This is a genomic window from Actinomyces sp. oral taxon 448 str. F0400, from assembly GCF_000220835.1.
In the GTDB taxonomy this organism is placed as follows: domain Bacteria; phylum Actinomycetota; class Actinomycetes; order Actinomycetales; family Actinomycetaceae; genus Actinomyces.
Genome location: NZ_GL985606.1, coordinates 1741898 through 1767764, shown reverse-complemented (window position 1 = coordinate 1767764; position 25867 = coordinate 1741898). Strand labels below are relative to the sequence as shown.

At 67.8% G+C, this 25867-nt stretch carries 24 protein-coding genes and 1 tRNA gene; 3 read left to right on the top strand and 22 right to left on the bottom strand.

What is annotated here, in order from left to right; translation table 11 throughout:
- Positions 1-45 precede the first annotated feature (45 nt).
- A complete protein-coding gene (locus tag HMPREF9062_RS07555; RefSeq protein WP_009749496.1) occupies positions 46-1248 on the bottom strand; it encodes a polysaccharide deacetylase family protein in 1203 nt (400 codons plus the stop codon).
- Positions 1249-1565: 317 nt separating this feature from the next.
- Positions 1566-2195, bottom strand: coding sequence for a TetR/AcrR family transcriptional regulator (locus HMPREF9062_RS07550; protein ID WP_050795266.1), 630 nt, complete (start codon positions 2193-2195; stop codon positions 1566-1568).
- A gap of 109 nt (positions 2196-2304) precedes the next feature.
- On the opposite strand from HMPREF9062_RS07550, the gene HMPREF9062_RS07545 reads away from it, so the two are divergent.
- Together HMPREF9062_RS07545 and HMPREF9062_RS07540 are read left to right on the top strand one after the other, a co-directional pair.
- Positions 2305-2850: an HXXEE domain-containing protein gene (locus tag HMPREF9062_RS07545; protein ID WP_009749494.1), complete on the top strand. Its 546-nt coding sequence runs from the start codon at positions 2305-2307 to the stop codon at positions 2848-2850.
- A gap of 1 nt (position 2851) precedes the next feature.
- Positions 2852-3802, top strand: a complete 951-nt coding sequence (locus HMPREF9062_RS07540) for a quinone oxidoreductase family protein (RefSeq protein WP_009749493.1) — start codon at positions 2852-2854, stop codon at positions 3800-3802.
- A gap of 96 nt (positions 3803-3898) precedes the next feature.
- On the opposite strand, the gene HMPREF9062_RS07535 is transcribed toward HMPREF9062_RS07540, so the two are convergent.
- The 6 genes from HMPREF9062_RS07535 to pgi form a co-directional block, all read right to left on the bottom strand.
- Positions 3899-4750, bottom strand: a complete 852-nt coding sequence (locus HMPREF9062_RS07535) for an aldo/keto reductase (protein WP_009749492.1) — start codon at positions 4748-4750, stop codon at positions 3899-3901.
- 52 nt (positions 4751-4802) lie between these two features.
- Positions 4803-6113 carry an anaerobic C4-dicarboxylate transporter family protein gene (locus HMPREF9062_RS07530; protein WP_009749491.1) on the bottom strand — a complete coding sequence of 437 codons (1311 nt, stop codon included), beginning with the start codon at positions 6111-6113 and terminating at the stop codon, positions 4803-4805.
- A 279-nt stretch (positions 6114-6392) separates the two neighbouring features.
- A complete protein-coding gene (locus HMPREF9062_RS07525; protein WP_009749490.1) occupies positions 6393-7187 on the bottom strand; it encodes a class I SAM-dependent methyltransferase in 795 nt (264 codons plus the stop codon).
- 245 nt (positions 7188-7432) lie between these two features.
- Positions 7433-7506, bottom strand: a tRNA-Pro gene (locus tag HMPREF9062_RS07520).
- A gap of 196 nt (positions 7507-7702) precedes the next feature.
- Positions 7703-8881 (bottom strand): molybdopterin-synthase adenylyltransferase MoeB, encoded by a 1179-nt coding sequence (moeB, locus tag HMPREF9062_RS07515; protein ID WP_156789989.1) that lies wholly within the window; start codon positions 8879-8881, stop codon positions 7703-7705.
- A 56-nt stretch (positions 8882-8937) separates the two neighbouring features.
- Positions 8938-10593: a glucose-6-phosphate isomerase gene (pgi, locus tag HMPREF9062_RS07510; RefSeq protein ID WP_009749488.1), complete on the bottom strand. Its 1656-nt coding sequence runs from the start codon at positions 10591-10593 to the stop codon at positions 8938-8940.
- Positions 10594-10905: 312 nt separating this feature from the next.
- Here pgi and HMPREF9062_RS07505 point away from each other — a divergent pair, with 312 nt between their 5' ends.
- The gene (locus HMPREF9062_RS07505) at positions 10906-11781 is read left to right on the top strand and encodes a DNA alkylation repair protein (RefSeq protein WP_009749487.1); all 876 of its coding nucleotides are present in this window, start codon (positions 10906-10908) and stop codon (positions 11779-11781) included.
- Positions 11782-11869: 88 nt separating this feature from the next.
- Here the strand turns inward: HMPREF9062_RS07505 and HMPREF9062_RS07500 are convergent, their stop codons facing one another.
- From HMPREF9062_RS07500 to whiA, 14 genes are all read right to left on the bottom strand, one after another.
- Entirely contained in the window at positions 11870-12493 is a 624-nt protein-coding gene (locus HMPREF9062_RS07500; RefSeq protein WP_009749486.1) for a DUF421 domain-containing protein, read from the bottom strand.
- A 64-nt stretch (positions 12494-12557) separates the two neighbouring features.
- Positions 12558-12956, bottom strand: coding sequence for a VOC family protein (locus HMPREF9062_RS07495; protein ID WP_009749485.1), 399 nt, complete (start codon positions 12954-12956; stop codon positions 12558-12560).
- 51 nt (positions 12957-13007) lie between these two features.
- Positions 13008-15149 carry a ribosome biogenesis GTPase Der gene (gene der / locus HMPREF9062_RS07490; protein ID WP_034254848.1) on the bottom strand — a complete coding sequence of 714 codons (2142 nt, stop codon included), beginning with the start codon at positions 15147-15149 and terminating at the stop codon, positions 13008-13010.
- A 110-nt stretch (positions 15150-15259) separates the two neighbouring features.
- Positions 15260-16456 (bottom strand): prephenate dehydrogenase, encoded by a 1197-nt coding sequence (locus HMPREF9062_RS07485; RefSeq protein ID WP_009749483.1) that lies wholly within the window; start codon positions 16454-16456, stop codon positions 15260-15262.
- Entirely contained in the window at positions 16453-17343 is an 891-nt protein-coding gene (locus tag HMPREF9062_RS07480; RefSeq protein ID WP_009749482.1) for a pseudouridine synthase, read from the bottom strand. Before HMPREF9062_RS07480 ends, HMPREF9062_RS07485 begins: the two co-directional genes overlap by 4 nt.
- A complete protein-coding gene (scpB, locus tag HMPREF9062_RS07475) occupies positions 17343-17981 on the bottom strand; it encodes an SMC-Scp complex subunit ScpB (protein WP_009749481.1) in 639 nt (212 codons plus the stop codon). The genes HMPREF9062_RS07480 and scpB overlap by 1 nt, the downstream gene beginning before the upstream one ends.
- Entirely contained in the window at positions 17978-18832 is an 855-nt protein-coding gene (locus tag HMPREF9062_RS07470; RefSeq protein WP_009749480.1) for a segregation and condensation protein A, read from the bottom strand. The genes scpB and HMPREF9062_RS07470 overlap by 4 nt, the downstream gene beginning before the upstream one ends.
- Positions 18822-19709 (bottom strand): ParA family protein, encoded by an 888-nt coding sequence (locus HMPREF9062_RS07465; protein ID WP_009749479.1) that lies wholly within the window; start codon positions 19707-19709, stop codon positions 18822-18824. Before HMPREF9062_RS07465 ends, HMPREF9062_RS07470 begins: the two co-directional genes overlap by 11 nt.
- A 103-nt stretch (positions 19710-19812) precedes the next feature.
- Positions 19813-20724 carry a site-specific tyrosine recombinase XerD gene (gene xerD / locus HMPREF9062_RS07460; RefSeq protein ID WP_034253938.1) on the bottom strand — a complete coding sequence of 304 codons (912 nt, stop codon included), beginning with the start codon at positions 20722-20724 and terminating at the stop codon, positions 19813-19815.
- 79 nt (positions 20725-20803) lie between these two features.
- Complete coding sequence (secG, locus tag HMPREF9062_RS07455) at positions 20804-20989, bottom strand: preprotein translocase subunit SecG (RefSeq protein ID WP_399501883.1); 186 nt, start codon at positions 20987-20989, stop codon at positions 20804-20806.
- A 330-nt stretch (positions 20990-21319) separates the two neighbouring features.
- Positions 21320-22099, bottom strand: a complete 780-nt coding sequence (tpiA, locus tag HMPREF9062_RS07450) for a triose-phosphate isomerase (protein ID WP_009749476.1) — start codon at positions 22097-22099, stop codon at positions 21320-21322.
- A gap of 5 nt (positions 22100-22104) precedes the next feature.
- Positions 22105-23298, bottom strand: a complete 1194-nt coding sequence (locus HMPREF9062_RS07445; protein ID WP_009749475.1) for a phosphoglycerate kinase — start codon at positions 23296-23298, stop codon at positions 22105-22107.
- Positions 23299-23500: 202 nt separating this feature from the next.
- Positions 23501-24505 carry a type I glyceraldehyde-3-phosphate dehydrogenase gene (gene gap / locus HMPREF9062_RS07440; protein WP_009749474.1) on the bottom strand — a complete coding sequence of 335 codons (1005 nt, stop codon included), beginning with the start codon at positions 24503-24505 and terminating at the stop codon, positions 23501-23503.
- A gap of 365 nt (positions 24506-24870) precedes the next feature.
- Positions 24871-25851: a DNA-binding protein WhiA gene (gene whiA, locus HMPREF9062_RS07435; protein ID WP_009749473.1), complete on the bottom strand. Its 981-nt coding sequence runs from the start codon at positions 25849-25851 to the stop codon at positions 24871-24873.
- Positions 25852-25867: the final 16 nt, after the last annotated feature.

The following is a 25867-nucleotide window of genomic DNA, read 5'->3' as shown; positions in this document are numbered from 1 at the left end:
AATGGGAGAGTGGGAAAAAAGACGGGACGGTCGGACCCGCGGGGCTCAGTCTCCGCGTATGATTTCGGAGATCTTCTTCACGGGCAGACCGGAGTCGGCCAGGTGGCCCATGAAGCGTTCGAAGTTGTCCGCGCTGACGGACTCGGGCGCGCCATCGGGAGTGGCGTCGACACGGTGGAAGACCATGTGCATCCAGGAGGCGTACTCCTTGCACTGGGCCAGGGCCCGCGCGACCTGGATCTCAGTGGTGTAGCTGCCGCAGTAGAAAACGCGCAGCCTGAAGGGGTCGCCGGGGGTAACGGTCTCCTGGGCGACGTCGATGGTGCGCACCGAGTCAAAGTAGTCGCGGGCCACACGCAAGACGAGCTCGTTGTAGCGCCCCATGGGCAGGGCGAAATGGTTGGCCGACGCACGGTAACCGTGATCGATGAGAAAGGAGCGGATCGTCGTGAACTCACTGCGCACCCCTGCCTCATCGAGCGTGGTGAGGTCGGTTGACGCGTGAGCGGCGATCTCCCAGTTGTGGATATCACGCATCTCGACCAGCTGGTCCAGAGTCATTCGACCGGGCTTACCGACCTTGTCCGCGATGATGTAGGACGTACCGGTGGGGATGCCATGACGCTGCATGATCACACGTGCCGTGTCGTAGTCGCTGTTGTAGCCGTCGTCGAAGGCGACCGACACGACGCCGGAGTCCGTGGTGGGGATGAGCCCCACGTAGCCGAGCCAGACCCGGCTCGCGACCGACCGGGCGGCCGGGTTGACGCGTACCCGCACGCGGGTGATGCGGGCGAGCGAGGGGCGTCCGGTGACGCTGCGTGTGCTGGCGCGGTTGACGGTCACTCGGCACCACGTACCGGTGCGCAGAGTGCGCACGTCCGGGGTGGCGTCGAGGCGGATGTAGTTGTCGTCGTCCTCACCGAGTTCGAGCCAGACCCCGTCGATCTGACGATAATCCTCGGCTCGAAGCCAGAGGTCCCACTGGGAGTCGGTCATATCGGCGCCCGGCAGAGCGAGATCCGCGAAGGTCGGGCGGGAGGGGTCGCCGGTGGTGCTGAACGCCAGCGATTGCGTCCCACGTGCGTAAGTGCTCGTGTCGGGCTGGATCGAGCCCGCCCTGGAGGACAGGACCCATGCTTCGGGATCCTGCATGTCGGACACCACCGTCTGCCGTTGCCATAACGGGGTCGGGGCTTGGAGCATCTGGTAGGACGCTCCTGTCAGGGGCAGAGAGTCGTCTGTCATTGTTATTCTCCTCGGCGGCAGAGCGCCCCCGGCGACGCCCACGGAGCGTGTCCACGGAGCGTACGGCGAGTAAGATATAGCGCCCAGCCGGATTGGTCTGCATCAGGGTGCTGTAAACACATCGGGCACATCGGGTGAAGTTCTCAATAACAGGATATGCACAGTCTCGCGCTTGTTCACTATGTGTTTTTATCCTGAGTATATGCGGACACGATGTTGGAATCCTCCAAATGAGGCTGTCGACTCACGAGCCGGTACCCGGAGGCCGGCAGCCCGTAACGCTCACGTCGCATGCGGTGCGTGACGGCCGGTGCGTGTCATGAGGCCGGCGTCGCCCGCGGAAGGCGCCGACGCGCCACCGCCTCGGCGATCCTGAAGGTCTCCTCCAAGCTCGTGATGCGACCGAGGTAATTGAGTCGGTACGCAATGGTGCCGATCATCATGTCGACCGACGTCTCAGGGTCGGGACCCGGCCACTGCCCCGCGGCGGCAGCTCGGGTCACGGCGTCGATCGCACCGTTGCGCAACGGTGCGATCACTCGCTCCCGGTAGGCCTCGGCTGCCTCGGGATGTCCGGCGAGTTCGAGAGCGAGTCGGGGCAGAGCGTCGGCGATCGGCGAGGCCGCCACATGGGAATGGGCCCGCATAATGATGGCACTCAGATCCGCCAGGGGATCCGGGCTCGATTCGCACTCGCGCGGTCCCAGCGCCGTGTCGACGGCGTCGACGGCCAGCTCCGCCACAGACGACCACCTGCGGTAGATCGTCGACTTCGGCACGCCCGAGCGGCGGGCAATCTCGTCGATGCGCAACCCCCGATAACCGTTGGAGACCATGAGTGCGTAAGTCTGCCTGAGGATTCTCTCGTCCAGGCCGACGTCCCGGGGACGTCCGCCGCGCCGTTCACCGCCCGCAGTCTTCGCGGGCCCCGCCGCCCTCGCAGCCACCGCCACCTCCTGGTCGCCTCCGTCGCTCGCCGAGCATTCTTCCAAACGGATCCACGATCCGCTACCATAAGTTGCGCAACTTCGAGTATCGAAACTATGAGGTGGTCGCATGAACAAGATCGATCTGGCGACCGGTGGACTCGCCCTGTGCTATCTCGTCAACGATGGCGAGGAACTGTTCACCTACCGCAGCTCCTCCCGATGGGCCTTCAGCCGGCTGCCCGCGTGGGTGCCGCTGCCTGATGAGGTCCGCAAGAACGGATGGAGCCAGGCGCACGTCAATGCCGCCGTCGCTCTCATCGGCATCCACTGGGTGGGCGCCTCCCTCGCCGGGCGTCGCAGCGGCGGACGCTCTGCGTGGTTCCAGAACGCGACGGCCGCCTGGGGACTGCACGGATTCATCCATCTCGGGCTGTGCGCGATCCGTGGAGGCTATGTGTCCGGTGCCGTAACCGCTCCGCTGGTCATCGGCTACGGGGCCTGGGCATGGCGGATTCTTCGCCAGGAGGCGGTGCCCCGCCGAGTGTCGATCGGCGGCGTAGCCGCGTCTCTGCCGGTGCTCGTGGCCGCCCACGCCGGGGCTGACATCCTCCTTCGGGCACACGACGCCCTGAGCGACGCCGTGCTCGGCGGGCCCGGGGACGAGGAGTGCTGAAATGTGGGCCGTGCAATACCACCGCTGTGGCGGACCCGAGGTTCTCCGGGTCGAGGATGAGCCCGCGCCTCGCCTGCGTGAGGGACAGGTCCTCGTGCGCACCCTCGCCAGCGCAGTGAGTCGGATCGATGTCATGTACCGACGCGGCCGGCTTCCTCACGGGCTCTTCCCGAAGCAGACCGGCTTCGACGCCGTCGGGCAGGTAGTCGACAGCCGCACCGAAGCTATCGTCCCTGGCACGTGGGTCGCCGTCGTCCTCGGCCTCGAGCCGCTGCGCAGCCGAGGAACGACGGTCGAACTGCTCGCCGTCGAGCCCTCGCGCTGCGGGCTCTTCCCGCACGGTTACACGCCCCGGGTCGAGGACTGCGCCCTGGTCCTGGGCGGCCTGACTGCCCTGAGGGCACTGCGCGACGGGGTGAGGATCCGACCCGGCGAGCGGATGCTCGTCGTGGGGGCGGGTGGCCCGGTGGGACTCGCTGCGATCCAAATGGCCCGAGCCTGCGGGGCCGGAGTCGACGCCGTCGCCGGTCGTGCGGCTCTTCACAGCTGTCTGACTCTGGGCGCTGCCGAGGCCTGGGACCATCGCGGCACCGAAATGTCGGAGCTGCGCGCCTCTCAGCGTTACGACGCCCTGGTCGTAGCGGCCGGAAAGCCGTCGGAATGGTTGCCCGCCGTCCGACGGGGCGGCAGAGCCGCCATCACCGACGGGGGCGCCTGGCCGGGATCCATTCCGACCGCGCTGCGTACTGGGGTGCGTAGCGTGCCGGTCGCGGCCGGCCACGGTAGCGAGGAACTGACTTGGCTGGCGCGCAGAATCGCCCGAGGCGACCTCGTGCCCGTTGTCGGACGACGCTACGGCCCGGACGGAGTCGCCCGCGCGCACGCCGAGCTCGGCGCAGGAGGCACATGCGGCGCCAGGATCATCGACCACCGCCAAACGCGCATCCTGTGAGGGCGCATGTGACATGACGCCGCGCTACCCGCACGGTGCTCCCCGGAGCCCGTGCCGGTGAAATTCCACCGGCACGGGTCGCCCCCCTTTCCGTTGTCACATCTCCTCGTAGACGGCCGGGTCCTGGCCCGCGAGACGGCCGTCGGGCCGACCGAGGGAGGAGATCGTCTCGACCTCGGCGGGGTCCAGAATGATGGCGGCGGCGGCCAGGTTCTCCGCCTGACGCCCCGCACTGGACGACTTCGGAATCGGCACCACCCCTCGGGCCATATGCCATGCCAGGACGGCCTGCGCCGCCGTCACGCCATGAGCGGCTGCCACCTCGCCGATGAGCGGGTCGGCCAGCAGGTCCGAGCCCCGCCCGATCGGGCTCCACGCTTCGGTGGTGATACCGCGTTCGGCATCGTAGGCGATCTGCTCGGTATTGGGAAAACGCGGATGACTCTCGATCTGGTTGACCGCCGGCAGCACCCCGGTAGCGGCCTCGATCCTGTCAATGTGCTCGGGCAGGAAATTCGACACCCCGATGTGCCGCACAAGGGCCCGTTCGCGCGCTTCGATGAGAGCCCGCCACGTATCCACGTACTTGTTCTGCTCCGGATTGGGCCAGTGAATAAGGTACAGGTCGATCGCCCCGATGGATCGCATGCGGGCGGCCGACTCCTCCACAGCCGCTAGCGTCTGCTCGTATCCGAAGTGTCGCCCGGGCACCTTCGAGGTCACGATGAGTTCGGCGCGCGATGCGAGACCTTCGGCAATCGCGCGCGCCACGCCATCGGATACGCTCCCCTCGTTCTCGTAGGAGAAGGCCGAGTCGATGAGGCGGTAACCGGTTCGGACGGCGGAGACGACGGCGTCGGCCCCGCGCCGACCGCGCAGGCGATATGTGCCGAGGCCGATCGCCGGCAAGGTCGAGTCGTCGCCGGATCCGCTCAGAGTCTTGCTCATGCCACGAGCCTACGCCGGCGCGCTCAGGACCGGGTGCGATCAGGCGAGGACCTCAAAGGACGAAAGGCGCCATAAGGAAGCCGAGTACGATGCACACGATGATCGAGACGGTGCCGGGCAGGACGAAGGGATGGGCGAGGACATTGCCGCCCACGCGCGTCGACCCAGTGTCATCCATCTCCATGGCGGCGACCGTCGTCGGGTAGTTCGGCAGCAGGTAGTAATTCGCCACCGCCGGGTAGCTGGCGACCAGCGCACCCGACGGGAGTCCCAGAGTCACCATGAGGGGCATGAATGCCTTGGTGGTGGCGGCGTGGGAGAACATGAGCGGGGCTGCGAAGTAGAAGAACACGGCGGCCAGCCAGGGCGCCGCCTGGAGCGGCCCGGAGAGCGCGTCCGAGATCGTGCCCTTGTAGTGGTTGACGAAGGTGTTGCCGAGCCAGGCCAGACCCATGACGCAGATGGCGGCCGTCATGCCGGAGCGGAAGGTGTCCTGACCGGCGATCGACGCCGTGGGCTTGCGCGCGACGAGGCAGATGATGGCGGCCGTGGTCAGCATGATCGCCATGATCGCCGGTGTCGATTTCATGGGAGGATCCGCAATGACTCCGACCTCCTCGGAGGTCAGCGTCGCATAGACCACGACGAGCAGCAGGGCGCCCAGGAAGATGAGGAGGCTGGGAACCGCGCTGCGCGGCGGAGTATAGGAGTCCGAGCCGGCGACGCTCGGTCTGACGAGGCCGTCACTCCTGCGCTGCTGATAGACCGGGTCGTCCTCCAGCTCCTTGCCCTGACGGGAGGCGACGATGGCGCCCGCTGCACAGCCGATGAAAGTTGTGGGAATGACGATGGCCAGGCATTGGAGGTAGCCGACGTGCAGCGGTTCGAGAGCGGCGACCAGGGCGACCATGGCCGCCGAGATCGGCGAGGCGGCCACGCCGACCTGGGATGCGACCACGGCGATGGACAGCGGCCGCGAGGGGCGAATGCCGTGCTCCTTAGCGACGTCGACGATGACGGGGATGACGGAATAGGCGGTGTGCCCGGTGCCGCACATAACCGACATGACGAAGGTGACGAACGGGGCCAGGTAGGTGATCTGCCTGGGATGCCTGCGCAGCAGCACCTCGGTCAGATGAACCAGGTAGTCCATGGAGCCGGCCACCTGAAGCGCGGCAACAGTGCAGATGACCGCCATGATGATGCCGATGACATCCCAGGGGGCGTCATCGATCGCCGCGTGAATGCCGGTGACGGCCAGGACGACGACACCAGCCGCGCCGGCGAGCCCAATACCGATACCGCCGAGTCTGGCACCGATGACGATGAAGAGGAGAACGATGAGGAGATGGAACCAGATCACGGGGCTCCCTCCTGTTGTCAGAACGAAATTCTACCGTGAAGCGGCGCATCCCGCCCCGCATGGCCGCCCACTGCGATCGGCGGCGGCAGAGGAGAACGCGGAATGCGACGCTCCGCCAATTCTACGGGCTGCTCATCTCCTCCGCTGGCGATGGCCCGCACGAATCCGTCCGATCCTCGAAGCGAATCGCAACGAACCCGATCGGAGCGCAGGGGCGACCCGCGGCGGGTGTACGCGGACATGCTCAGCAAGCGAGTTGCGGGTCGAGATCCTCGGGGATCAGAGCGTGAGGTGGATGATGGTCGCATGTCGGCAACGATCCGCAACCGTCAGCGCGAGACGGGTGCTTAGCCTCAGCCTCTTGCCGAGGATCGTACGAGCCTCACCGAGGAATGGGCGCTGCTCGACCAGCTCGCCGCCACAGGCACGGGCCAGGGCTTCGGCGTCATTGACGTAGAAATGCATCGGCGCCGCCGTGCCGCTGGTCATGCGTCCGCGCCTGTTGGCCCGCCGAAGGCCAGCCCTGCTGGTTGCGTCGAAGATGAGCTCACTGCCGGGCAGGCGGTCGTGCAGGCCACTGATGAGACCGATGACCTCCTCCCGGTGGAAGTACTGGAGCAGGCCCAGAGCGACGAACAAGCTGGGCGTCGCCGGGTCGAGGTAGGAGGTCCAGCCGAGCGTGAGCACGTCCCCACCGACAAGAACCTCGTTGGGCCCCTGCGGGATGACGGTGCTTCTGGCGGCGATGACCTCCGGCAGGTCGACCTCGTAGAACTTCGCATCCAGGTCCGCGAGTCGGAAAGCCGCGGTCTCTAACCCGGCCCCGAGGTTGATGATATGGCACCTGCCCCGTTCAGCGACGAACGCGCGTGTCATCCTATCCACGCTGCGGTACCTCGCGACGGAGGCGATTCGACCGTACTCCGACGCCGTCAGGGCGGCATCGCCGGGGATGCTTCCCTCGCGCGATAGCGCGGTCTGATCGTGGAAGTACTCCGGAAAGCGCCTGGAGACACGGATTCGCGCCGCCAGCGGAACGAACAGTGTGTCGGGTACCCCTTGCAGCTCGCCCATGACCCACCTCCGTCGTGCGTGCGAACTACGGTGAGCAAGCCTCTCACCGAGTCGAGCCTGCATGAAGATTACGTCAGGGAGTCGAATGCCACAACGCCTTAATGTCTCTGAGAGTTACGGTTGCAGCGGGCATCCACCGCGCCGCCGTAGCGAGATTCGCTTCCATGCGGGCCAGTGGGCGATCCGGACCCGCACCGACGATGAAGATGAGGACGGAATCCGATCAGGGAGCCTCGCCCTCGCGGTCGGGCTGGCGGGATTTGAACCCACGACCCCTTGACCCCCAGTCAAGTGCGCTACCAAGCTGCGCCACAGCCCGTCGCCTCGCAGCGGCCCGCCGCCGAAGACGAATAGAACCCTAGCTCATGGGGACCGCCGAGCCGAAATCAACCAGCGGTGACGCCGCTCACCAACGATTCCCCGCGGTCCCCTCAGTTCTCATCTCCGGTGCGCGCCGGTCCGCCCGGCTCCGAGGGAAGCTGACTATGCCGAACGACGGGCACCCGGTCCCGCGGTCAGGTGATCCCGCTCTCGTTCCAGGCCCTCATACCGCCGACGAGGTTCGTCAGCGTCCCCGTGTACCCGGCTGCCGTCAGCGCTTCGATCGCGCGCGCCGAACGCACTCCGACGGCGCAGTGCACCACTGTCTCCCGGCTCGGGTCCAGCTCGCCCATCCGGTCCACGACCTCCCCCAACGGGATCCTCAGGGACCCGTCGATGGCATCGAGTTCAACCTCGTTCGGCTCGCGCACATCCAGCAGCGTATACGTGCTCCCCGGATCGTGACCCGCGGCGATGCGCCTGCGCAGATCCGCTGCGGTTATCTCATCCATGGTGCTCTCCCCTCTGTCGGTTTCGCTTTCCGCCCCCGACGGCCTCGTGCCGCAGAAGGCCTCGTAGTCGATGAGCTCGGTGATGCTCGGATTATCACCGCACACGGGGCACGCCGGATTCTTGCCCACCGGCAGTTCCCCGCCCCGGCCGCTCCAGGCGTTGAGCAGCACCATCCTCCCGACGAGCGGACGTGCCCCCCCGATGATGAGCTTGAGCGCCTCCGTGGCCTGCATGGTCCCGATGATCCCCGGCATGACGCCCAGCACCCCGCCCTCAGCGCACGTGGGCACGGTCCCCGGCTCCGGAGGCATCGGGTGCACGCACCGGTAGCACGGACCGCGCCTGGCATCGAAGACGGTCACCTGCCCGTCGGAGCGGAAGACCGCCCCGTGCACGAGAGGGACGCCGAGCATGACGCAGGCGTCGTTGACCAGGTAGCGGGTCGGGAAGTTGTCGGTTCCGTCGATGACGACGTCCCACCCGGCGAGCGCATCCAGCGCGTTCTTGCTCGTGAGCGCCACCCGATGCGCGACCACCTCGACATCGGGATTGAGGGCCTCGACGGCGCGGCGGGCCGAGTCGACTTTCGCTTGACCCGCCTCCGGAGTCGTGTGGAGAACCTGACGCTGCAGATTGGTCACATCCACTACGTCGTCGTCGACGATGCCTAGACACCCGACGCCGGCAGCCGCCAGGTAGAGGGCCGCCGGGGACCCGAGGGCCCCCGCCCCCACGAGCATGACCCGGGCCGCGCGAAGCCGCTGCTGCCCTACGAACCCCACCTCGGGAACGAGGATATTACGCGAGTAGCGGCGCCTGTCCGCCGCCGACAGCGGCCGTAAGCGATCCTCGGGGATCACGGACCCGCTCGGGGCCGGCCCGCTCGAGCCCACGGGTTCCTCCACCGCCGCCGCGCTCAGTGCCGCAGCTCCCGGTAACGGCGGATGAGCTGCCGAGTCGAGGAATCCTGCGCCTGAAGGGCGGCCTCATCGCCATGAACCGCGGGAGCGATCTCCAGAGCCAGCTTCTTACCGAGCTCCACGCCCCACTGATCGAAGGAATCGATGCCCCACACGACCCCCTCGGTGAAGGTGATGTGCTCGTACAGGGCAATGAGCTGACCGACGACGGCCGGAGTCAGGGCCGGAGCGAGAATCGACGTCGTCGGCTTGTTGCCCGCGAAGACGCGTGCCGGCACGATCGCCTCGGGGGTCCCCTCGGCCCGCACCTCCTCGGCGGTCTTGCCGAAGGCCAGGGCCGCAGTCTGGGCCAGGTAGTTGGACAGGAGCAGCTCGTGGACGTCCGCACCGGAATCCTCGACCGGATGGGCCGGGTCGGCCACCGCGATGAAGTCGGCGGGAATGAGCCGGGTGCCCTGGTGGATGAGCTGGTAGAAGGCGTGCTGCCCGTTCGTACCAGGCTCGCCCCAGAAGATCTCACCGGTCTGCGTGGTCACCGGAGTCCCGTCCCAGCGCACCGACTTGCCGTTGGACTCCATTGTCAGCTGCTGAAGGTAGGCCGGGAAGCGATGCAGGTACTGGGCGTAGGGCAGCACGGCGTGGGAGTCGGCCCCGAAGAAGTTGACGTACCACACATTGAGCAGGCCCATGAGCATGGGGACGTTCTGGGCGGGAGCCCTGGTGGCGAAGTGCTCGTCGACGGTGTGGAAGCCGGACAGGAAGTCGGCGAAGTTCTCCGGGCCGATGGTCACGGCGAGCACGGTACCCACGGCGGAGTCCACCGAATAGCGGCCGCCCACCCAGTTCCAGAAGCCGAAGGCGTTGGCTGGATCGATGCCGAAGGCCTCGACCTCGTCCAGCGCGGTGGATACGGCCGCGAAGTGCCTGGCGACAGCGCCCTCGGTGGCGATGCCGCGCTCGGCGAGTGCGCCGAGGAGCCAGTCGCGCGCCATGCGGGCGTTGGTCAGCGTCTCCAGGGTGGTGAAGGTCTTGGAGGCGATGATGAACAGGGTCGTCTCCGGGTCGAGGTCCTTCACCTTCTCGGCGCAGTCGTCGGGGTCGATGTTGGAGATGAACCGGGCGCTCAGCCCCTTCTGAACATAGGGCCTGAGCGCCTCGTAAACCATGACGGGGCCGAGATCCGAACCGCCAATGCCGATGTTGACAACCGTCTCGATGCGCTTGCCGCTCACCCCCGTCCACTTCCCGGAGCGCACGCGCTCGGCGAAGGCGTAAATCCTGCCCAAGGTGGCATGGACGTCGGCGACGACATCCTGACCGTCGACCGTCAGCCGGTCGCCCTCGGGCCGGCGCAGCGCGGTATGCAGGACGGCGCGGTCCTCCGTGACGTTGATGTGCTCCCCGGCGAACATGGCGTCACGGCGACCGGGCACGTCGACCTCCTCGGCCAGCTCGGCCAGGGCGTCGCGCACCTCATCGGTCAGAAAGTTCTTCGACAGGTCCACGAAGAGATCCCCCAGCTCGTAGGAGTAGCGCCGGGCACGGCCGGAGTCCTCGGCGAACCAGGCGCGCAGGTCGGGGCGGAGGTCCTCATGAAGCTCGGCGAGCTTGATCCAGGCGGGTGTGGCGGTGGCGTCGACGGGCGTAATCATGAAACCAGTCTAAACGGGAAGTATCGAGGTATGGGGAGCGTGAGGCCCTGGGGACCGCCGGGACGGGGCCCGGTTCGACCGCCGTTCGCGCAGGTCGGCTGTCCTGCCCCGTGACAGCGCCGGCGATGCGCGATCGAGCCGGACGATCGCCTCCCGGTGCCGCAGCAACCCGGCGGGACAATGGGTTCGCAACGGCCGCGGTCGGACCCTTCTGGACCGTTCGGACTGCCCATCCGACCCGCCGATGAGACTATTGGGCCTTCAACCGCACATGCACGCCTCCGTCCGATGACAACTCATACAGGAGTCCTTTTGACCCCCGTTGCGCCAGCCGCCCTCACCACCGCAGCCGTTGTTCACGCCGCCCTGGTCGACCTGTCCGACGAGTCGAAGGCGAGTCAGGTCGCCCGCTATCTGCGCGCTGTCCCCGGCGGCTACGGCGAAGGCGACCGCTTCATGGGCGTAGCGGTGCCGCGGATCCGGGCCCTTGCGAAACGGACCCGTCTTGACCACGACGAGCTCGAACGGCTCGCGGCCAGCCCCTGGCACGAGGAGCGGATGGTCGCGCTGTGCGTTGCCGTTGGACGAGCGAAGCGGATCAGACGGCTCCTGGACTCGGCCCGCTCCCAGCGCGATTCCAACTCACCGGCCGTCCAGGATGCTCTGACCGGGCGTGAGGAAATGGGACTCCGATACCTGGACTGGGTCGGTCGGGGCCTGGTGAACAACTGGGACCTCGTCGACATCTCCGCCGAGCACCTCGTGGGCGCCTGGCTCCTCCTCCCCCTGGTGCAGGAGGCCGGTGACGATACCGTTGCCCGGCCTCAGGTCCTACCCGACCGTATGACGACGCTCATCTCGAGTGACAGCGTCTGGGAGCGCCGCGTCGCGGTGCTGTCCACCTTCGCCACCACTCGCGCGGGCGTCGACTGGCCCGCTTACGCCGTCGCCCGGCGGCTGCTGGATGACCCCCACGATCTCATCCGCAAGGCAATCGGCTGGATGCTGCGCGAGGCCGGCAAGCGCGTCGACGAGCGGGCGCTGGTCGCCTTCCTCGATGAGTACGCCCCCGTCATGCCGCGCACCATGCTGCGCTGCGCCATTGAGCGGTTCGACCCCGCAGTGCGCGCCCACTACCGCTCCCGGACGGTTCGAACCGCCTCCCGCAGCCGGGTCACGGAGCCCTGATCGAGCAGCACCTTCAGGCCTCCAACAAGTCTTCAACGGTCGACCCGCGGTCCCCGTCGCGACCGCGCCGGCACGTCCCCTCAAGTCCTCAGCGGCTATTCGACGTCGAACCGGTGTCAGCCGCGACCGCGTCCTTGATCTCGGCGGTGATCCGCTCGACGGCGGCGTCGAGCTCAGCCCTGGAGACGTTCTGCTCTTCACGCTTGAGGCGGATGAAGATCCCACCTCCCGGCTCGACGACGGCCGAGTCCACCTCCTCGACCGAGTCCGCACCCTGCTGGTGCAGTGCACCGGCGAGCTCACGACGGCTCGTTCCCAAGCGGGCCAGGGCCGGCTCGATGAGCCTCCCGTCCTTGACGACCTGTGTCCCCGTTCCCTCGAAAATCCTCTGCAGAACGGGCGAGCGCTGAGTGAGCCGGTCGAGAACCGTGTTGATGACGAGTAGGACGACAGCGCCCAGCAATCCCCCGGTCACAGAGTTGTCCGGGCCGATGATCGCGTTCTGGACGACGTTGCTCAGTAGGAGCACGACAACGAGATCAAGGTTGTTCATCTGCGCCAGCAGCCGCTTCCCGGCCAGCCGCATGAGCAGCAGAATAGCGAGATACACGGCGATCGTGCGCGCAATCTTGTCTGCGGCGGATACCGACATGGTCAGCAGGTCCGAAGCCGTCGAGACGGACAGGACCCGGGTGAGGAATGAGATGCTCATGCTCCCATCCTCACCCTCGAGGCGGAAACACCGTCACTGGAGAGAGGCTACCGGGGGGCGGGAATCATCGGGCCGGCTCCCCCGCCCGCGGGCCGTCATGGCAGACGACCTCGAGGTTGTTGCCGTCCGGGTCGAGAACGAAGGCCGCGTAGTAGCCGGGGTGATAGTGGGGTCGCTCCCCCGGAACTCCGTTGTCCCGGCCCCCGGCGGCGAGGGCGGCGGTGTGGAAGGCATCGACCTGCTCGGCGGTGGCGGCTGTCAGAGCCAGGTGGACCGGGGCCGGGTCCATCGCCGGCGCCAACCAGAGATCGGCGCCGGGTCCGCCTTCGGCATCTGCGGCCTTGAGTCCGACGACGGGCCCGTACTCGGCCGCGACCTCGTAACCCAGCGGAGCAAGAGCCTTGACGTAGAAGGCGCGCGATACGGCCGGGTCACTGACATTCAGACTGATGTGATCGATCATGTCCCGACCCTACTACTGCTGACGGACCGGGCCCGGGACCCGCTCCCGATCTCAGCGCCGTCGGCGCCTGTCACGCACCCGCACCCCGATCTGGATCGGGGATCCGATGAAGCCAAACTCCTCGCGCAGGCGGCGCTCAATGAACCGGCGGTAGCCGGCATCGAGGAAGCCGGTGGTGAACACGACGATGCGCGGCGGCGCCGTTTGCACCTGGGTGGTGAACAGGATTCGGGGCTGCCTGCCGCCGCGCACCGGGTGGGGGGTCGCCGACTGGAGCTCACCCATGAAGGCGTTAAGGCGGCCGGTCGGGATGCGCGTCGTCCAGCCCTCTACAGCGGCGTCCAGGGCTCGTGCGAGACGATTGGTGTGCCACCCGGTGCGGGCCGCCAGGTTGATGTGCGGCGCCCAAGCGACATGCGCCAGGTCATGCTCGGTCTCCCGGGCCAGCATGATCCAGCGCTCCTCGTCGACCAGGTCCCATTTGTTGTTGACCAGGACAAGAGCGCGACCGGCGTCCACCACCTGCTGGATGACGCGCACGTCCTGCTCGGTGATCGGCTGCGAGGCGTCGAGAAGGACGACGGCCACTTCAGCCTTCTCGATGGCTCCCTGTGTGCGCAGGACGGCGTAGTAGTCGGCGCCGCGCGCCTGGCGCACACGACGGCGAATACCGGCGGTGTCGACGAAGACCCATTGGCGGCCGTCGAGTGCGAGAACCTCGTCGACAGGATCGCGAGTCGTGCCGGCCGCCTCGTTGACGACAACGCGAGCCGATCCGGCGATAGTGTTGAGAAGGGAAGACTTGCCGACATTGGGCCGCCCCACCAGGGCGACGCGGTGCAGACCGTCGTCGGGCGAGGGGCCGGCGACGGCGGATACCTCCGGCAACGCGGCTACAGCGGCCTGAAGGACGTCGCCCGACCCCCGCCCGTGCAGTGCGGAGACCGCATGCGGCTGGCCGAGTCCCAGGTTCCACAGGACGGCGGCATCACCCTCCTGGGCCGGAGAATCAACCTTGTTGGCCGCCAGCACGACAGGTCTGCCCGACCTGCGCAGCACGCGCACGATGCGCGCGTCGGCCTCGGTGATACCGACCCGGGCATCGACGACGAGCAGCACGGCGTCGGACATCTCGACGGCGACCTCCGCCTGAGCGGCAACGGCGGCGTCCAGCCCCGCCGCATCCACCTCCCAACCGCCGGTGTCCACAATGGTGAAACGGCGTCCGGCCCACTCGGCGGCGTAGGAGACGCGGTCGCGGGTCACACCCGGGACGTCCTGGACCACGGCCTCACGGTGCCCCAGGACCCGGTTGACGAGGGTGGATTTTCCGACATTGGGCCGCCCGACCACGGCGAGAACGGGCAGCCCCGCCTCGGCGGCGGGAGCGTCCCGGCCCTCCAGCAGCGCGAAGTCCGTCTCGTCGAGCTCGTAGTCCGCCAGACCCTCACGCAGCGCCTGCGCGCGCAGGACGTCATGCCGGTTGAGCTCGGCGGCCTCGTCGAGGGATCGCTCGATGAGCGTGATGACGTGCTCGACGGTCTCGTCCAGGCTCATATCAGTGGTGTCGACGAGGGTGACGCCCTCGGGGGCGGTGAGGAACTGGGAGACGGCGGCGTCATCCCGGTCGCGGCGGACCACCTGATCGCGCAGGGCGGCGGCGTCGACGCTCTTGCCGGCGGCCTCGAGGTCGCCGGCGCGGCGGGCGAGTCTGGCCTCCTCGCTGGCGGTGATGAGCAGACGCACGTTCGCGTCGGGAGCGATGACAGTGGTGACGTCACGCCCCTCCGCCACGATCCCCGCCCCCTCGGAGCGGGAGCCCCCGGCGGCCTCGAGGCGGATGATTTCTCTTTGGCGACGGGCCAGCTCGGCGCGGACGTCGAGGTTGGTGGCGACCGTGGACACCACGGACGCGATATGAGGTTCGCGGATCGCCGCCGTGATATCCGCACCCGCGCATACGACCTCGGGGGATCGCGGGTCCGTCCCCATCACGACAGGCATGCTCGCCACCGTGCGCGCCACACTGGCGGCGTCGGCGAGGTCGACGCCCTCGTGCTCGCACCACCAGGCCGCAGCGCGGTACATGGCCCCGGTGTCGAGGTAGGCCAGGCCGAGTTCACCGGCGACTCGCTTCGAGACGGTCGACTTCCCCGATCCACTCGGCCCGTCGATCGCGACGACGATTCCCATGCACTTCCTCCAGCCTTCGATGAACCCGTCCAAGGGTCCCATACACCGCATATCCGCAAACGCATCGTTTCCATGAGATGGCGCACGACGCCGCCCGCACCTTCACCGCCTCAGGCTCCGACCACGCGCCAGCCGCGCGCGTCGAGCGCCTCCTCCAGGGGCTGGGCGGCACCGGGTAGCACGGAGAGCGTGGCCAGGCCCGCGCGTTGCCCGGCGGAATGCTCCATGACGAAGTCCTCGATATTGACCCCGGCGGCGCCGACGTCGGAGAAGAGGCGTCCGAGCTCGCCGGCGGAGTCGGGGACCAGAACCTGCACCTCGGCGTAGCGGCGCGGGGCACCGCCGTGCTTGCCGGGAATACGCGAGCGCCCGGCGCTACCGCGACTCATGACGTCTGTGACGGCGCCTACCGCTCCCGGGGCGATGCCCTCGGCCCCACCGGAAGCGGTGTCCTGCGGGGAGTCGGGCGGCGGCGCCGCGAGGGCGATGCCGTCGATGAGCAGGTCCAGGTCCCCGCGCACAGCGCGCAGCAGTTCCACTACCGGTCCGGCATTGCCCACGACGATCGCGGACCACAGCCTCGGGTCTGACGCGGCGATCCGGGTCGTGTCACGCAGTCCCTGACCGGCCAAGGCCAGAGCCGCCTCGGGCAGAGTCTCCAAACGCGCCGCCAGAAGCGAGCTGAGCAGTTGAGGCAGATGGGAGACGGCCGCGACCGCGGCATCGTGCTCGGCGGCGCCCATGCGCACCGGCGTCGCACCCACATCAACGGCGAGATTGCGCACCACCAGGGCGGCGTCCGGATCCGCCTCCCGTCCCACGACCACCCAGGGTCTGCCGGCGAACAGGTCGGAGTCGGCGGCGCCCGCTCCCGAGCGCTCGCGCCCGGCCATGGGGTGACCGCCCACGTAACGGCGCGCGGCCCGACCCCCATGAGCGCGAACCTCGGCGGCGATGCGATCCTTCACCGAGGCGACATCGGTCACCACAGCGCCGGGGTGGGCCTCGAGCTCGTGCAGGACGACGCTCGCGGTGACGTCCGGCGGCGTGGCGACCACGACGATGCGTGGCTCGACGTCACCGTCGATGCGTACACGTCCGGCCCCCATATCGCGCGCCAAAGCGAGTGAGGTGGGTGAAGTGTCGGACAATTGGACCTCGACACCAGCGGCGACCAGGGCCAGGGCCAGGGACGTGCCCAACAAGCCAGTGCCCACGATGAGCACCGGGCCCCGAGTCGAGAAGCTCGGCGCCGCCGAATCCTCCGTCACAGGAGAGACGGAATCCGACGTGATGGGCGCGGTCACAGTCCAACCTCGTTCTGCAGGGCGGAGACCTCGGCGCCCGTCAGCCGTCGCGCCCGGCCGGAGCGCAGGGAGCCGAGTGTCAGCGGTCCGATCCTCGTGCGCGCCAGCCGCGTCACGGGATGGCCCACGGCGGCCAGCATGCGGCGCACAACGCGGTTGCGTCCCGAATGCAGCGTGATCTCGATGATCGAGCCGGCCGGCCCGGAGTCCTTGATGATGACGCGATCGGCCTTCGCGATCCCGTCGCCCAGCTCGACGCCTCGCCTCAGCCTGCTGGGAACCCAGTGCTCAGCCCGCCCCTCGACGATGGCCACGTAGGTCTTGGCGATCTCGTAGCTGGGGTGCATCAGGCGGTGCGAAAGCTCGCCGTCGTTGGACACCAGCAGCAGGCCCTCGGTCTCGGTATCCAGACGCCCGACATGCACAAGCCTGACGCGAGCGGGGTTGTTCAGCTCATCGGCGTGCTCCACCACCCACTCATCGGCCAGGTCGGCGACGGTGGGCCGGCCCTCGGGATCCTCCATGGTGGTGACGACGCCCGCCGGTTTGTGCACCATGACGGTGACGACGTCGGGATCGGTCAGGACCCGGGCGCCGTCGAGACGGATCTCCTGCGTCGCAGGGTCGACCCGCAGGCCGGTCTCGGTGACGGTCATACCGTCGACGCTGACTCGTCCCGAGGCGATGAGGCTCTCGCAGGCGCGTCGCGAGGCGACTCCGGCATGGGCAAGGACCTTCTGCAGGCGCTCGCCGCCGGCCACATATGGGTCATCGTTTCCCCCGCGGACCAGGCGGCGGCCCGTCCACTCCGCCTCCTCGTCGAGAGCTTCGATGTCATCCTCGTCGTAGAAGTCCCGCCCGCCCGGGTCGAGTTCATCGCTGCCCATCAGTGGCTCCTCTCGCTCATCTCATCCTCGATGCCGGCCAGGGCTGCGGTATCTGGCAGATAGGGGGCCAGGGGCGGCAGGTCCTCCAGCGAGTCCAGACCCAGGTACTCCAAGAATTCGGCAGTCGTGCGGTACAGGATCGCTCCGCCGGGCTCGCTGCCGGCCTCCTCGACGAGCCCGCGCGCACGCAGGGTGCGCACGACGCCGTCGACATTGACTCCGCGGATCGCGCCGACGCGTCCGCGGGTGACGGGCTGGCGGTAGGCGATGACGGCGAGGGTCTCCAGGGCCGCCTGGGACAGTCGGGTCCTCGCCCCGCCGACGACGAAGCGCTCAACCAGGTCGGAGAACTCCGGTGCCGAGGCGAACCTCCACCCCCCGGCGGCCCGACGCAGCACGAAACCGCGAGTGCGCCCGGCGCCGGAATCGTCCTGTCCGATGTCCCCGGCCGCGTACTCCGCCTCCAGGGACCCCAGGAGCTCCTCAGCGGCCCTCTCCCCCAGCCCGAGGGCCTCGGCGAGCGCCGCAGCGGTCACGGGTTCGTCGGCGACAATGAGAACTGCCTCGGCTGCGGCTCGCAGGCGCTCCTCCGGTACATGATTCATCTCGCCCTGCCGGGCGGAGGCGCTCTCACTCATTCGAACTCCTCCTCGATGTCGGAACTCGTAACGCCCACCGGGTCGTCGTCACCGCCGCACCACGCCACGGTGATCTCCCCCATCGGCTCGGCCTGGTCGAGGTCCACGCCGCCTTGGCGGTGCAGGATGAGCAGGGCGAGGAAACGAGCGACAACCACAGCCGTGTGATCGGCGTCGGCGATGAGTCGGGTGAAAGTGAGCGCGCCGTGACGACGCAGGCGCAGGGTGATCAGGGTCAGCTGCTCACTCACGGGCACCCGTTCGTGGAGGTGGACGGTCTGGACTCCGGGGTCCGCAGGCCGAGTGAGGGCCTGCACCGCCAGTCGGGCGAGCCCGTCGGCATCGACGGTGGCTACGAGCGGGGGCAGCAGCGCGGTGAGCTCCGGGCTCAGGCCGACGATGCGCGGGTGGCTGCGCGAAGCAGTAGACGCCATGTCAGACAGCCACCGGGCGGCCTGCTTGTAGGCGCGGTATTGCAGGAGCCGGGCGAACAGGATGTCGCGGGCCTCGAGGAGCTCGAGGTCCTCCTCCTCGTCATCCGGGTCGTGGGGCAGAAGGCGATGCGCCTTGAGGGCCAGGAGGGTGGAGGCGACGACGAGGAACTCGCTGGCCCTCCCCAGATCCCAGTCGGCGCGCATGTGGGCGATGAACTCATCGGTAACGTCCGCCAGTGCGAGCTCGGTGACGTCCAGACTCCGACGAGTGATGAGGGCCAGAAGCAGGTCGAGGGGGCCCTCGAACTGAGGCAGGCTGACGCGAAAGCCGGAAACCCGGGTCATCCCCCTCTCATCCGCCGCCCCGGCCTCGGCGGACGCCCCGAGAGGCATCTGAGAAGCCGCCTCAGGCGACATCGCCGCGGGCGATGATCTCCCGGGCGAGCCGCCGGTAGGCCTCCGCACCCGGGTGAGTCGGAGCGTAGCTGGTGATCGGCTCGTTGGCGACGGTGGCGTCGGGGAACTTGACAGTGCGACGAATTCGCGTGCTGTAGAGCTGGTCGCCGAAGGCGTCCTCGAGTCGTTCCAGGACTTCTCGGGAGTGAAGTGTACGCGGATCGACCATAGTGGCCAGAATCCCATCGATCTGCAGCCGCGGGTTGAGGCGGTCCCGAACCCGGTCGACGGTCTCAACCAGCAGGGCGACGCCGCGCAGGGCGAAGAACTCCGTTTCCAGCGGGATGATGACGCCGTGCGAGGCGGTCAGCGCATTGACGGTCAGCAGACCCAACGACGGCTGGCAGTCCACCACAACGACATCGTAGTCGTCCAGAACCGGGCGGATGACGCGGGAAAGAGCCTGCTCGCGGGCAACCTCATTGACCAGCTGGACTTCGGCGGCGGACAGATCGATGTTGGCCGGGACGATGTCGAGATCCTGCGTCGGCGTCGAGTGGATGATGGTGCGCACATCCGGGTGGGCGGAGACCAACAGATTGTAGATGGTGGAGTCCAGTTCGTGGGCGTTGACGCCCAGGCCGGCGCTGGCCGCCCCCTGAGGATCGAAGTCGACGATGAGAACCCGACGCCCGTATTCGGCCAGGGCCGCCCCCAGGTTGATGGTCGTTGTTGTCTTACCGACGCCGCCCTTCTGGTTGCACATGGAGATCACGCGTGCGGGGCCGTGGGACTCCAGCGGCGCAGGAACAGGGAAAACCTTCTCCTCCTCGGGCTGGTCGGTCCGGTCGGCCGAGGAGTACGGGTCTATCAGGCCAGGCTGGTCGGAGTCACTCACATTAGCAGCCTAGCCGATATCCCCTTGCAGGCCCTGCTAAGGGCGATAGGTGTGGCAGGTGCGTCCCGGGCGCATCGGCGCTCAGCGGCCCGGTGCCGACGGCTCACCCACGAGCGCGCGGATGGCTGGTGGCGTAGACCTCGCGAAGGTGATCGACGGTGACTTTGGTGTAGATCTGGGTGGTGGTCACCGAGGCGTGACCGAGCATCTCCTGGACCACACGGACGTCGGCGCCTCCGGCCAGCAGGTGCGTGGCGAAGGAGTGGCGCAGGATGTGGGGCGAAACGTGCCGACCGCGACCGGTCAGGCCGGCGCGATCGGCGGCCTGCTGGAGAGAGCCCCAGGCGGACTGGCGCGACAGCGGCCTGCCCAGAGTGTTGAGGAAGACCTGCGGCACTCCTCTGCCTCGGGCGGCGAGTTCAGGCCTGCCTCGGACCAAATAGGAGTCCAGGGCGCTCCAGGCGTACTGACCCATGGGCACGATCCTCTCCTTGCGCCCCTTGCCGAACAAGCGCAAGCATCCGCCGTCCGCGTCGAGGTCGTCCACGGTCAGACTCACCGCCTCCGATATCCGAGCCCCCGTGGCGTAAAGGACTTCCAGGAGCGCCCGATCGCGCAGGCTGACGGCATCGTCATCGCTCGAAGCGGCCTCGAGCAGGCGAGTCACCTCGTCGATGGTCAGCGCCTTGGGCAGACGCCGCCCCACCCGGGGCGGACGGACCTGAGCGGCGGGATCGGTCTCGGTGAGTCCCTCTCCCAGGAGGAACCGATGCCAGCCGCGCACAGCCGTGACGGTGCGTGACGTCGAGGAGGCGGCCAACGGCCGTCCCCCGTCCGCACCGGTGCGCAGCGCCTCGAGGAAAGCGGTCACGTCCGCCTCCTGCGCGTCGGCGGGCGCAGTGGCGTGGCGTGAGCGCAGGAAGTCGACGTAACGATCGAGGTCTCGTTCGTAGGCGGCCAGGGTGTTGGAGCTCAGACCGCGTTCGACGCGCAGATGCGCCAGATACCCGCGCAAGGAGCGCTGCAGCGCGTCCCCGCGGGGATCTGCCTCATGCGCGGTATTCGTGGACGTCGTGATCGTGCTCCGCGGATGGTCAGGAGGCGAACCTGCTGACGAGGCCAAGACCCACGATCGTCACCGTCCACACCAGTGCGACACCGACCGTGATGCGGTTGAGGTTGCGTTCGGCGACACCGGAGGAGCCGGCGGACGACGAGATGCCGCCGCCGAACATGTCCGACAGTCCACCCCCCTTGCCCTTGTGCAGGAGGATCGACATGATCAGGAAGAAGCTTGACAGTACGAGGAGCACTTGGAGGATGATGGTCAGCGCGGTCACGCTGTAGTTCCCTTCGTCATTGCGCCTCCGCGGGCCGGTCGGCGCTCGTGCGGGACAGAATCTGCCCGGTTCCTGCCGGACTCTACCCGATAAGCGACCCGATCAGCAGTCCGGCCCGGTGCGATACGACTCCGTACTGGACGGTGCAGGCAAGAGCCGCGATAACTGGCCGCGAGTGTCGTGGCCCGGCCATCCCGGCGCGAGATGACCGGGCCACGACAACGGCACCGGGACGCGGCGCTCGGACGAGGACCGGCGCGTCGGATGCGCTCAGGCGTAGAAGTTCGCCATGGCGGCGAAGGAATCGGCCTTGAGCGAGGCACCGCCGACAAGGGCGCCGTCGACGTCGGCCTGAGCCATGAGCTCTTTGATGTTGCCGGGCTTGGCCGACCCGCCGTACAGGACGCGGACGGCGTCGGCGGTGGTGTCGCCGTAGTCGATGCGCAGAGCCTCGCGGATGGCGCTGCACACCTCCTGGGCGTCGGCGGCGGTAGCCGTCTCGCCGGTGCCGATGGCCCAGATGGGCTCATAGGCGATGACGATCCTGGCAACATCCCCGGCGCTCCAGCCCTTCAGGGCGGCGCGGACCTGTCCGAGCACGAACTCAACGTGGGTGCCGGCCCTGCGGACCTCCAGGGCCTCGCCGCAGCACATGATCGGGATCATTCCCGTGTCCAGCGTCTTGCGGGCCTTGGCACCCACAAGGGCATCGGACTCGCCGTGGTACTCGCGGCGCTCGGAGTGGCCCACGACGACGTAAGTGCACCCGAGCTTGGTGAGCATCGAGGCGGAGACCTCGCCGGTGTAGGCGCCGTTGTCGTGCACGGAGACGTCCTGCGCGCCGTACTTGATGTCGAGGTCGTCGGCGTCGACGATCGTCTGGACAGTGCGGATGTCGGTGAAGGGCGGGAGGACGAGAACCTCGCACGCGGTGTAGTCGTGGTTGTCGTCCTGCAGGGCCATGGCCAGGCCCTGCACCAGGTGGTTGGCCTCGAGATGGTCGAGGTTCATCTTCCAGTTGCCCGCCATGAGTGGGACGCGATTCGTCATTGCGATCAGCCTTCCAGGACAGCGATACCGGGCAGAGTCTTGCCCTCGAGAAGCTCGAGGGAAGCGCCGCCACCGGTGGAGATGTGCGAGAACGTGGACTCGTCGAAGCCGAGCGTGCGTACAGCGGCGGCGGAATCACCGCCTCCGATGACGCTGAAGGCGTTGGAGGAGGAGATGGCCTGCGCGACGGCCTTGGTGCCCTCGGCGAAGGCCGGGAACTCGAAAACGCCCATGGGGCCGTTCCACACGACGGTCTTGGACGAGGCGATGGCTTTTCCGAAGAGCTTGCGCGTCTCGGGGCCGATGTCCAGGCCCATCTGGTCGGGCGGAATGGCGTCGGCGGCCACGACGGTGGCGGGGGCGTCCGCCTTGAATTCAGGTGCGACAACGGCGTCGACGGGCAGGAGAAGCTCGACGCCGTTGGCCTTGGCGGTCTCCAAATAGCCCTTGACGGTGTCGATCTGATCCTTCTCCAACAGGGAGGTGCCCACCTCGTAACCCTGGGCGGCCAGGAAGGTGTAGGCCATGCCGCCACCGATGAGAAGGCGATCGGCCTTACCCAGCAGGTTGGAGATGACGCCGAGCTTGTCGGAGACCTTGGAGCCGCCGAGCACCACGGTGTAGGGGCGCTCGGGGTTGTTGACGGCGCGTCCCAGGGACTCGATCTCCTTGAGGACCAGCAGGCCGGCGGCTGAGGGCAGTACCTTGGCGACGTCGTAGACGGAGGCCTGCTTGCGGTGTACGACGCCGAAGCCGTCGGAGACGAAGACGTCGGCCAGCGAGGCAAGCTGAGCGGCGAAGGCCTCGCGCTCGGCGTCGTCCTTGGAGGTCTCGGCGGCATTGAATCGGACGTTCTCCAACAGGACGATGCTACCGGGCTCCAGAGCGTCGACGGCCTTCCTGGCGCTCTCGCCGACGGTGTCTGCGGCCAAGGTGACCTTGGCGCCGGTGACCTCGGCCAGGCGCTTGGCGACAGGGGCCAGGGAGTAGTCGGGGTTGACCTTGCCCTTGGGACGGCCCAGGTGGGCGACGATGACAACCCTCGCGCCAGCGTCGAGCAGGGTCTTGAGGGTGGGGAGGGCCGCCTGGATGCGGCCGTCGTCGGTGATGTTCTTATCGGCGTCCAGCGGTACGTTGAAGTCTGAGCGAACCAGGACGCGCTTGCCCTTGAGATCGCCCAGGGATTCGATGGTCTTCATAAAACCTCTCATCGGTGGTGGTGATGACTGGCGGGAGTCCCGGCCGCCTCGTCCGTGCGCCGTCCGCAGGCGGCCGGGATGAGAACCGGCGTGCGGCTGATTGCATGCACCGGTTCGTTCACGCGATTGCGCCCGCGCACGCAGTCGCGTGCGCGGGCGCAATCTCAGATGAGCATGGTACTCAGCGTGGTCTTCGTGGGAGTCAGAGGCGCTCGCTGACGTACTCGGTGAGGTCGACCAGGCGGTTGGAATAGCCCCACTCGTTGTCGTACCAGGACAGGACCTTGACGAGATCGCCGATGACCTTGGTCTCTGTGGCGTCGAAGATCGAGGAGTGCGAGTCGCCTGCGATGTCGGCGGAGACGATCGGGTCCTCGGTGTAGGCCAGGATGCCCTTGAGCGGGCCCTCGGCGGCCTCCTTGACGGCGGACTTGACGGACTCGACGGATACCTCTTTCTCAGCCTGGAAGGTGAGATCGGTCAGGGAACCGGTGGGGGTGGGGACACGCACGGCCAGACCGTCGAACTTGCCCTTGAGCTCGGGAATGACCAGAGCCACGGCCTGGGCGGCGCCGGTCTTAGTCGGGATCATGGACAGGGCGGCGGCGCGGGCGCGACGCAGATCCTTGTGGGGGGCGTCGAGAATGCGCTGATCGCCCGTGTAGGAGTGGATCGTGGTCATGATGCCGCGCACGATGCCGAACTTGTCGTTAAGGACCTTGGCCAGCGGGGCGAGGCAGTTGGTGGTGCAGGAGGCGTTGGATACGATGTTCATCGTGGCGGAGTCGTAGTCGGCCTCGTTGACGCCGATGACGAAGGTGCCGTCGACGTTCTTCGCCGGGGCGGAGATGATAACCTTCTTGGCACCGCCGTCGAGGTGGGCCTTGGCCTTCTCCCCATCGGTGAAGAAGCCGGTGGACTCCACGACGACCTCGACGCCCAGCTTGCCCCAGGGCAGGTCGGCGGGGTCACGGTGAGCGAGGACCTTGATGTGCTTGCCGTCGACGACGATGCCCTCATCATCGTAGGAAACCTCACCGTTGAAACGGCCAAGGATGGAGTCGTACTTGAGCAGGTGAGCGAGAGTCTTGTTGTCCGTCAGGTCGTTGACGGCGACGACTTCAAGGTCCGCCTTCTGCTCGAGGGCGGCGCGGAAGAAGTTGCGGCCGATACGACCGAAGCCGTTGATACCAACGCGGGTGGTCACTTTGGGTCCTCCTAGTGCACCAGTGCGGCACACGCTATTCGTAGGTCTTCGCACACCTCGGTGTGCCCCGGACCGGTGAGGCAACCGCCTCCTCGCTCCGACACGGCGAGTCTAGCCTTTGCCACTGACCGCACGCGAGCACCCTCCACGCCACGGGCGAACAGATCGGTGACGGAACAAGCTCTGGACGTGACCTGATAGACGTCCGGCAGCCTGAAATGGGACTGATGTCCCATAGCGCGGGGGAAGACCCGCTGACGAGCGCACCGCCGCCGCACCGCGTCGATACCGACAGGCGCCCTGCGCGACTCGTGCGACCTCGATGCACGGCTGTAAAACCCCACCTCGCATGGCCTCATATGTCCTCACATATCGAGCATGTCCTGAGTGAGGACGGACTCGGTATCGGGAACGCCCATCTCATGGGCCCGTTTGTCCGCCATGGCCAGCAGACGTCGGATGCGACCCGCGACCGCATCCTTGGTCAGCTGTGGATCGGAGAGCCGACCGAGCTCCTCCAAGCTGGCCTGCTTGTGGTCGACGCGCAGACGACCGGCCTGCACCAGGTGGTCGGGAACGTCGTCGCCCAGGATCTCGAAGGCCCTCTCGACGCGTGCGCCGGATGCAACGGCCGCCCGCGCTGAGCGGCGCAGGTTGGCGTCGTCGAAGTTGGCCAGGCGGTTGGCCGTCCCGCGGGTCTCACGACGGGATCGGCGCTCCCCCCAAGCGGCAAAGGCCTCCGCCGCACCCATGCGGTTCAGCAGGATGCCGATGGCCTCCCCGTCGCGCACGACGACCCGATCGGCCCCGCGCACTTCGCGAGCCTTGGCGGCGACGTCGAAACGCCGTGCCGCACCCACCAACGCCAGCGCGGCCTCGCTGCCGGGACAGGTGACCTCCAGGGAAGAGGAGCGTCCGGGCTCCGTCAGCGAGCCACGAGCCAGGAAGGCCCCGCGCCAAGCGGCCGCCGAGGCGTTGCGACCGCCCTGAACAACGGCCACCGGCATGCCGCGCACGGGGCGGCCGCGCCCGTCCACGAGCCCGGTCAGTCGCGCCAGATCCCTGCCGCGCTCGGTCACCCGCAGCACGTAGCGGTTGCCCCGGTGCAGGGATCCGGACTGGACGATCATGACCTCGGGGTCCATGGAAAACAGATCGCGCAGCTCGCGGTGAAGACGCCGCACCGCTCCCCCGTGGTCGAGCTCGGCCTCGACGACGATTTTGCCCGAGACAAGATGCAGTCCCCCGGAGAAGCGCAGCATGGCGGCGACCTCGGCGCGCCTCTGAGCAGCGTTCTGGGTGGTTGCGTGTGCGAGCTCGTCCTTGACGGTCACCGTCAGTGACATGGCAGGAACCTCCTCG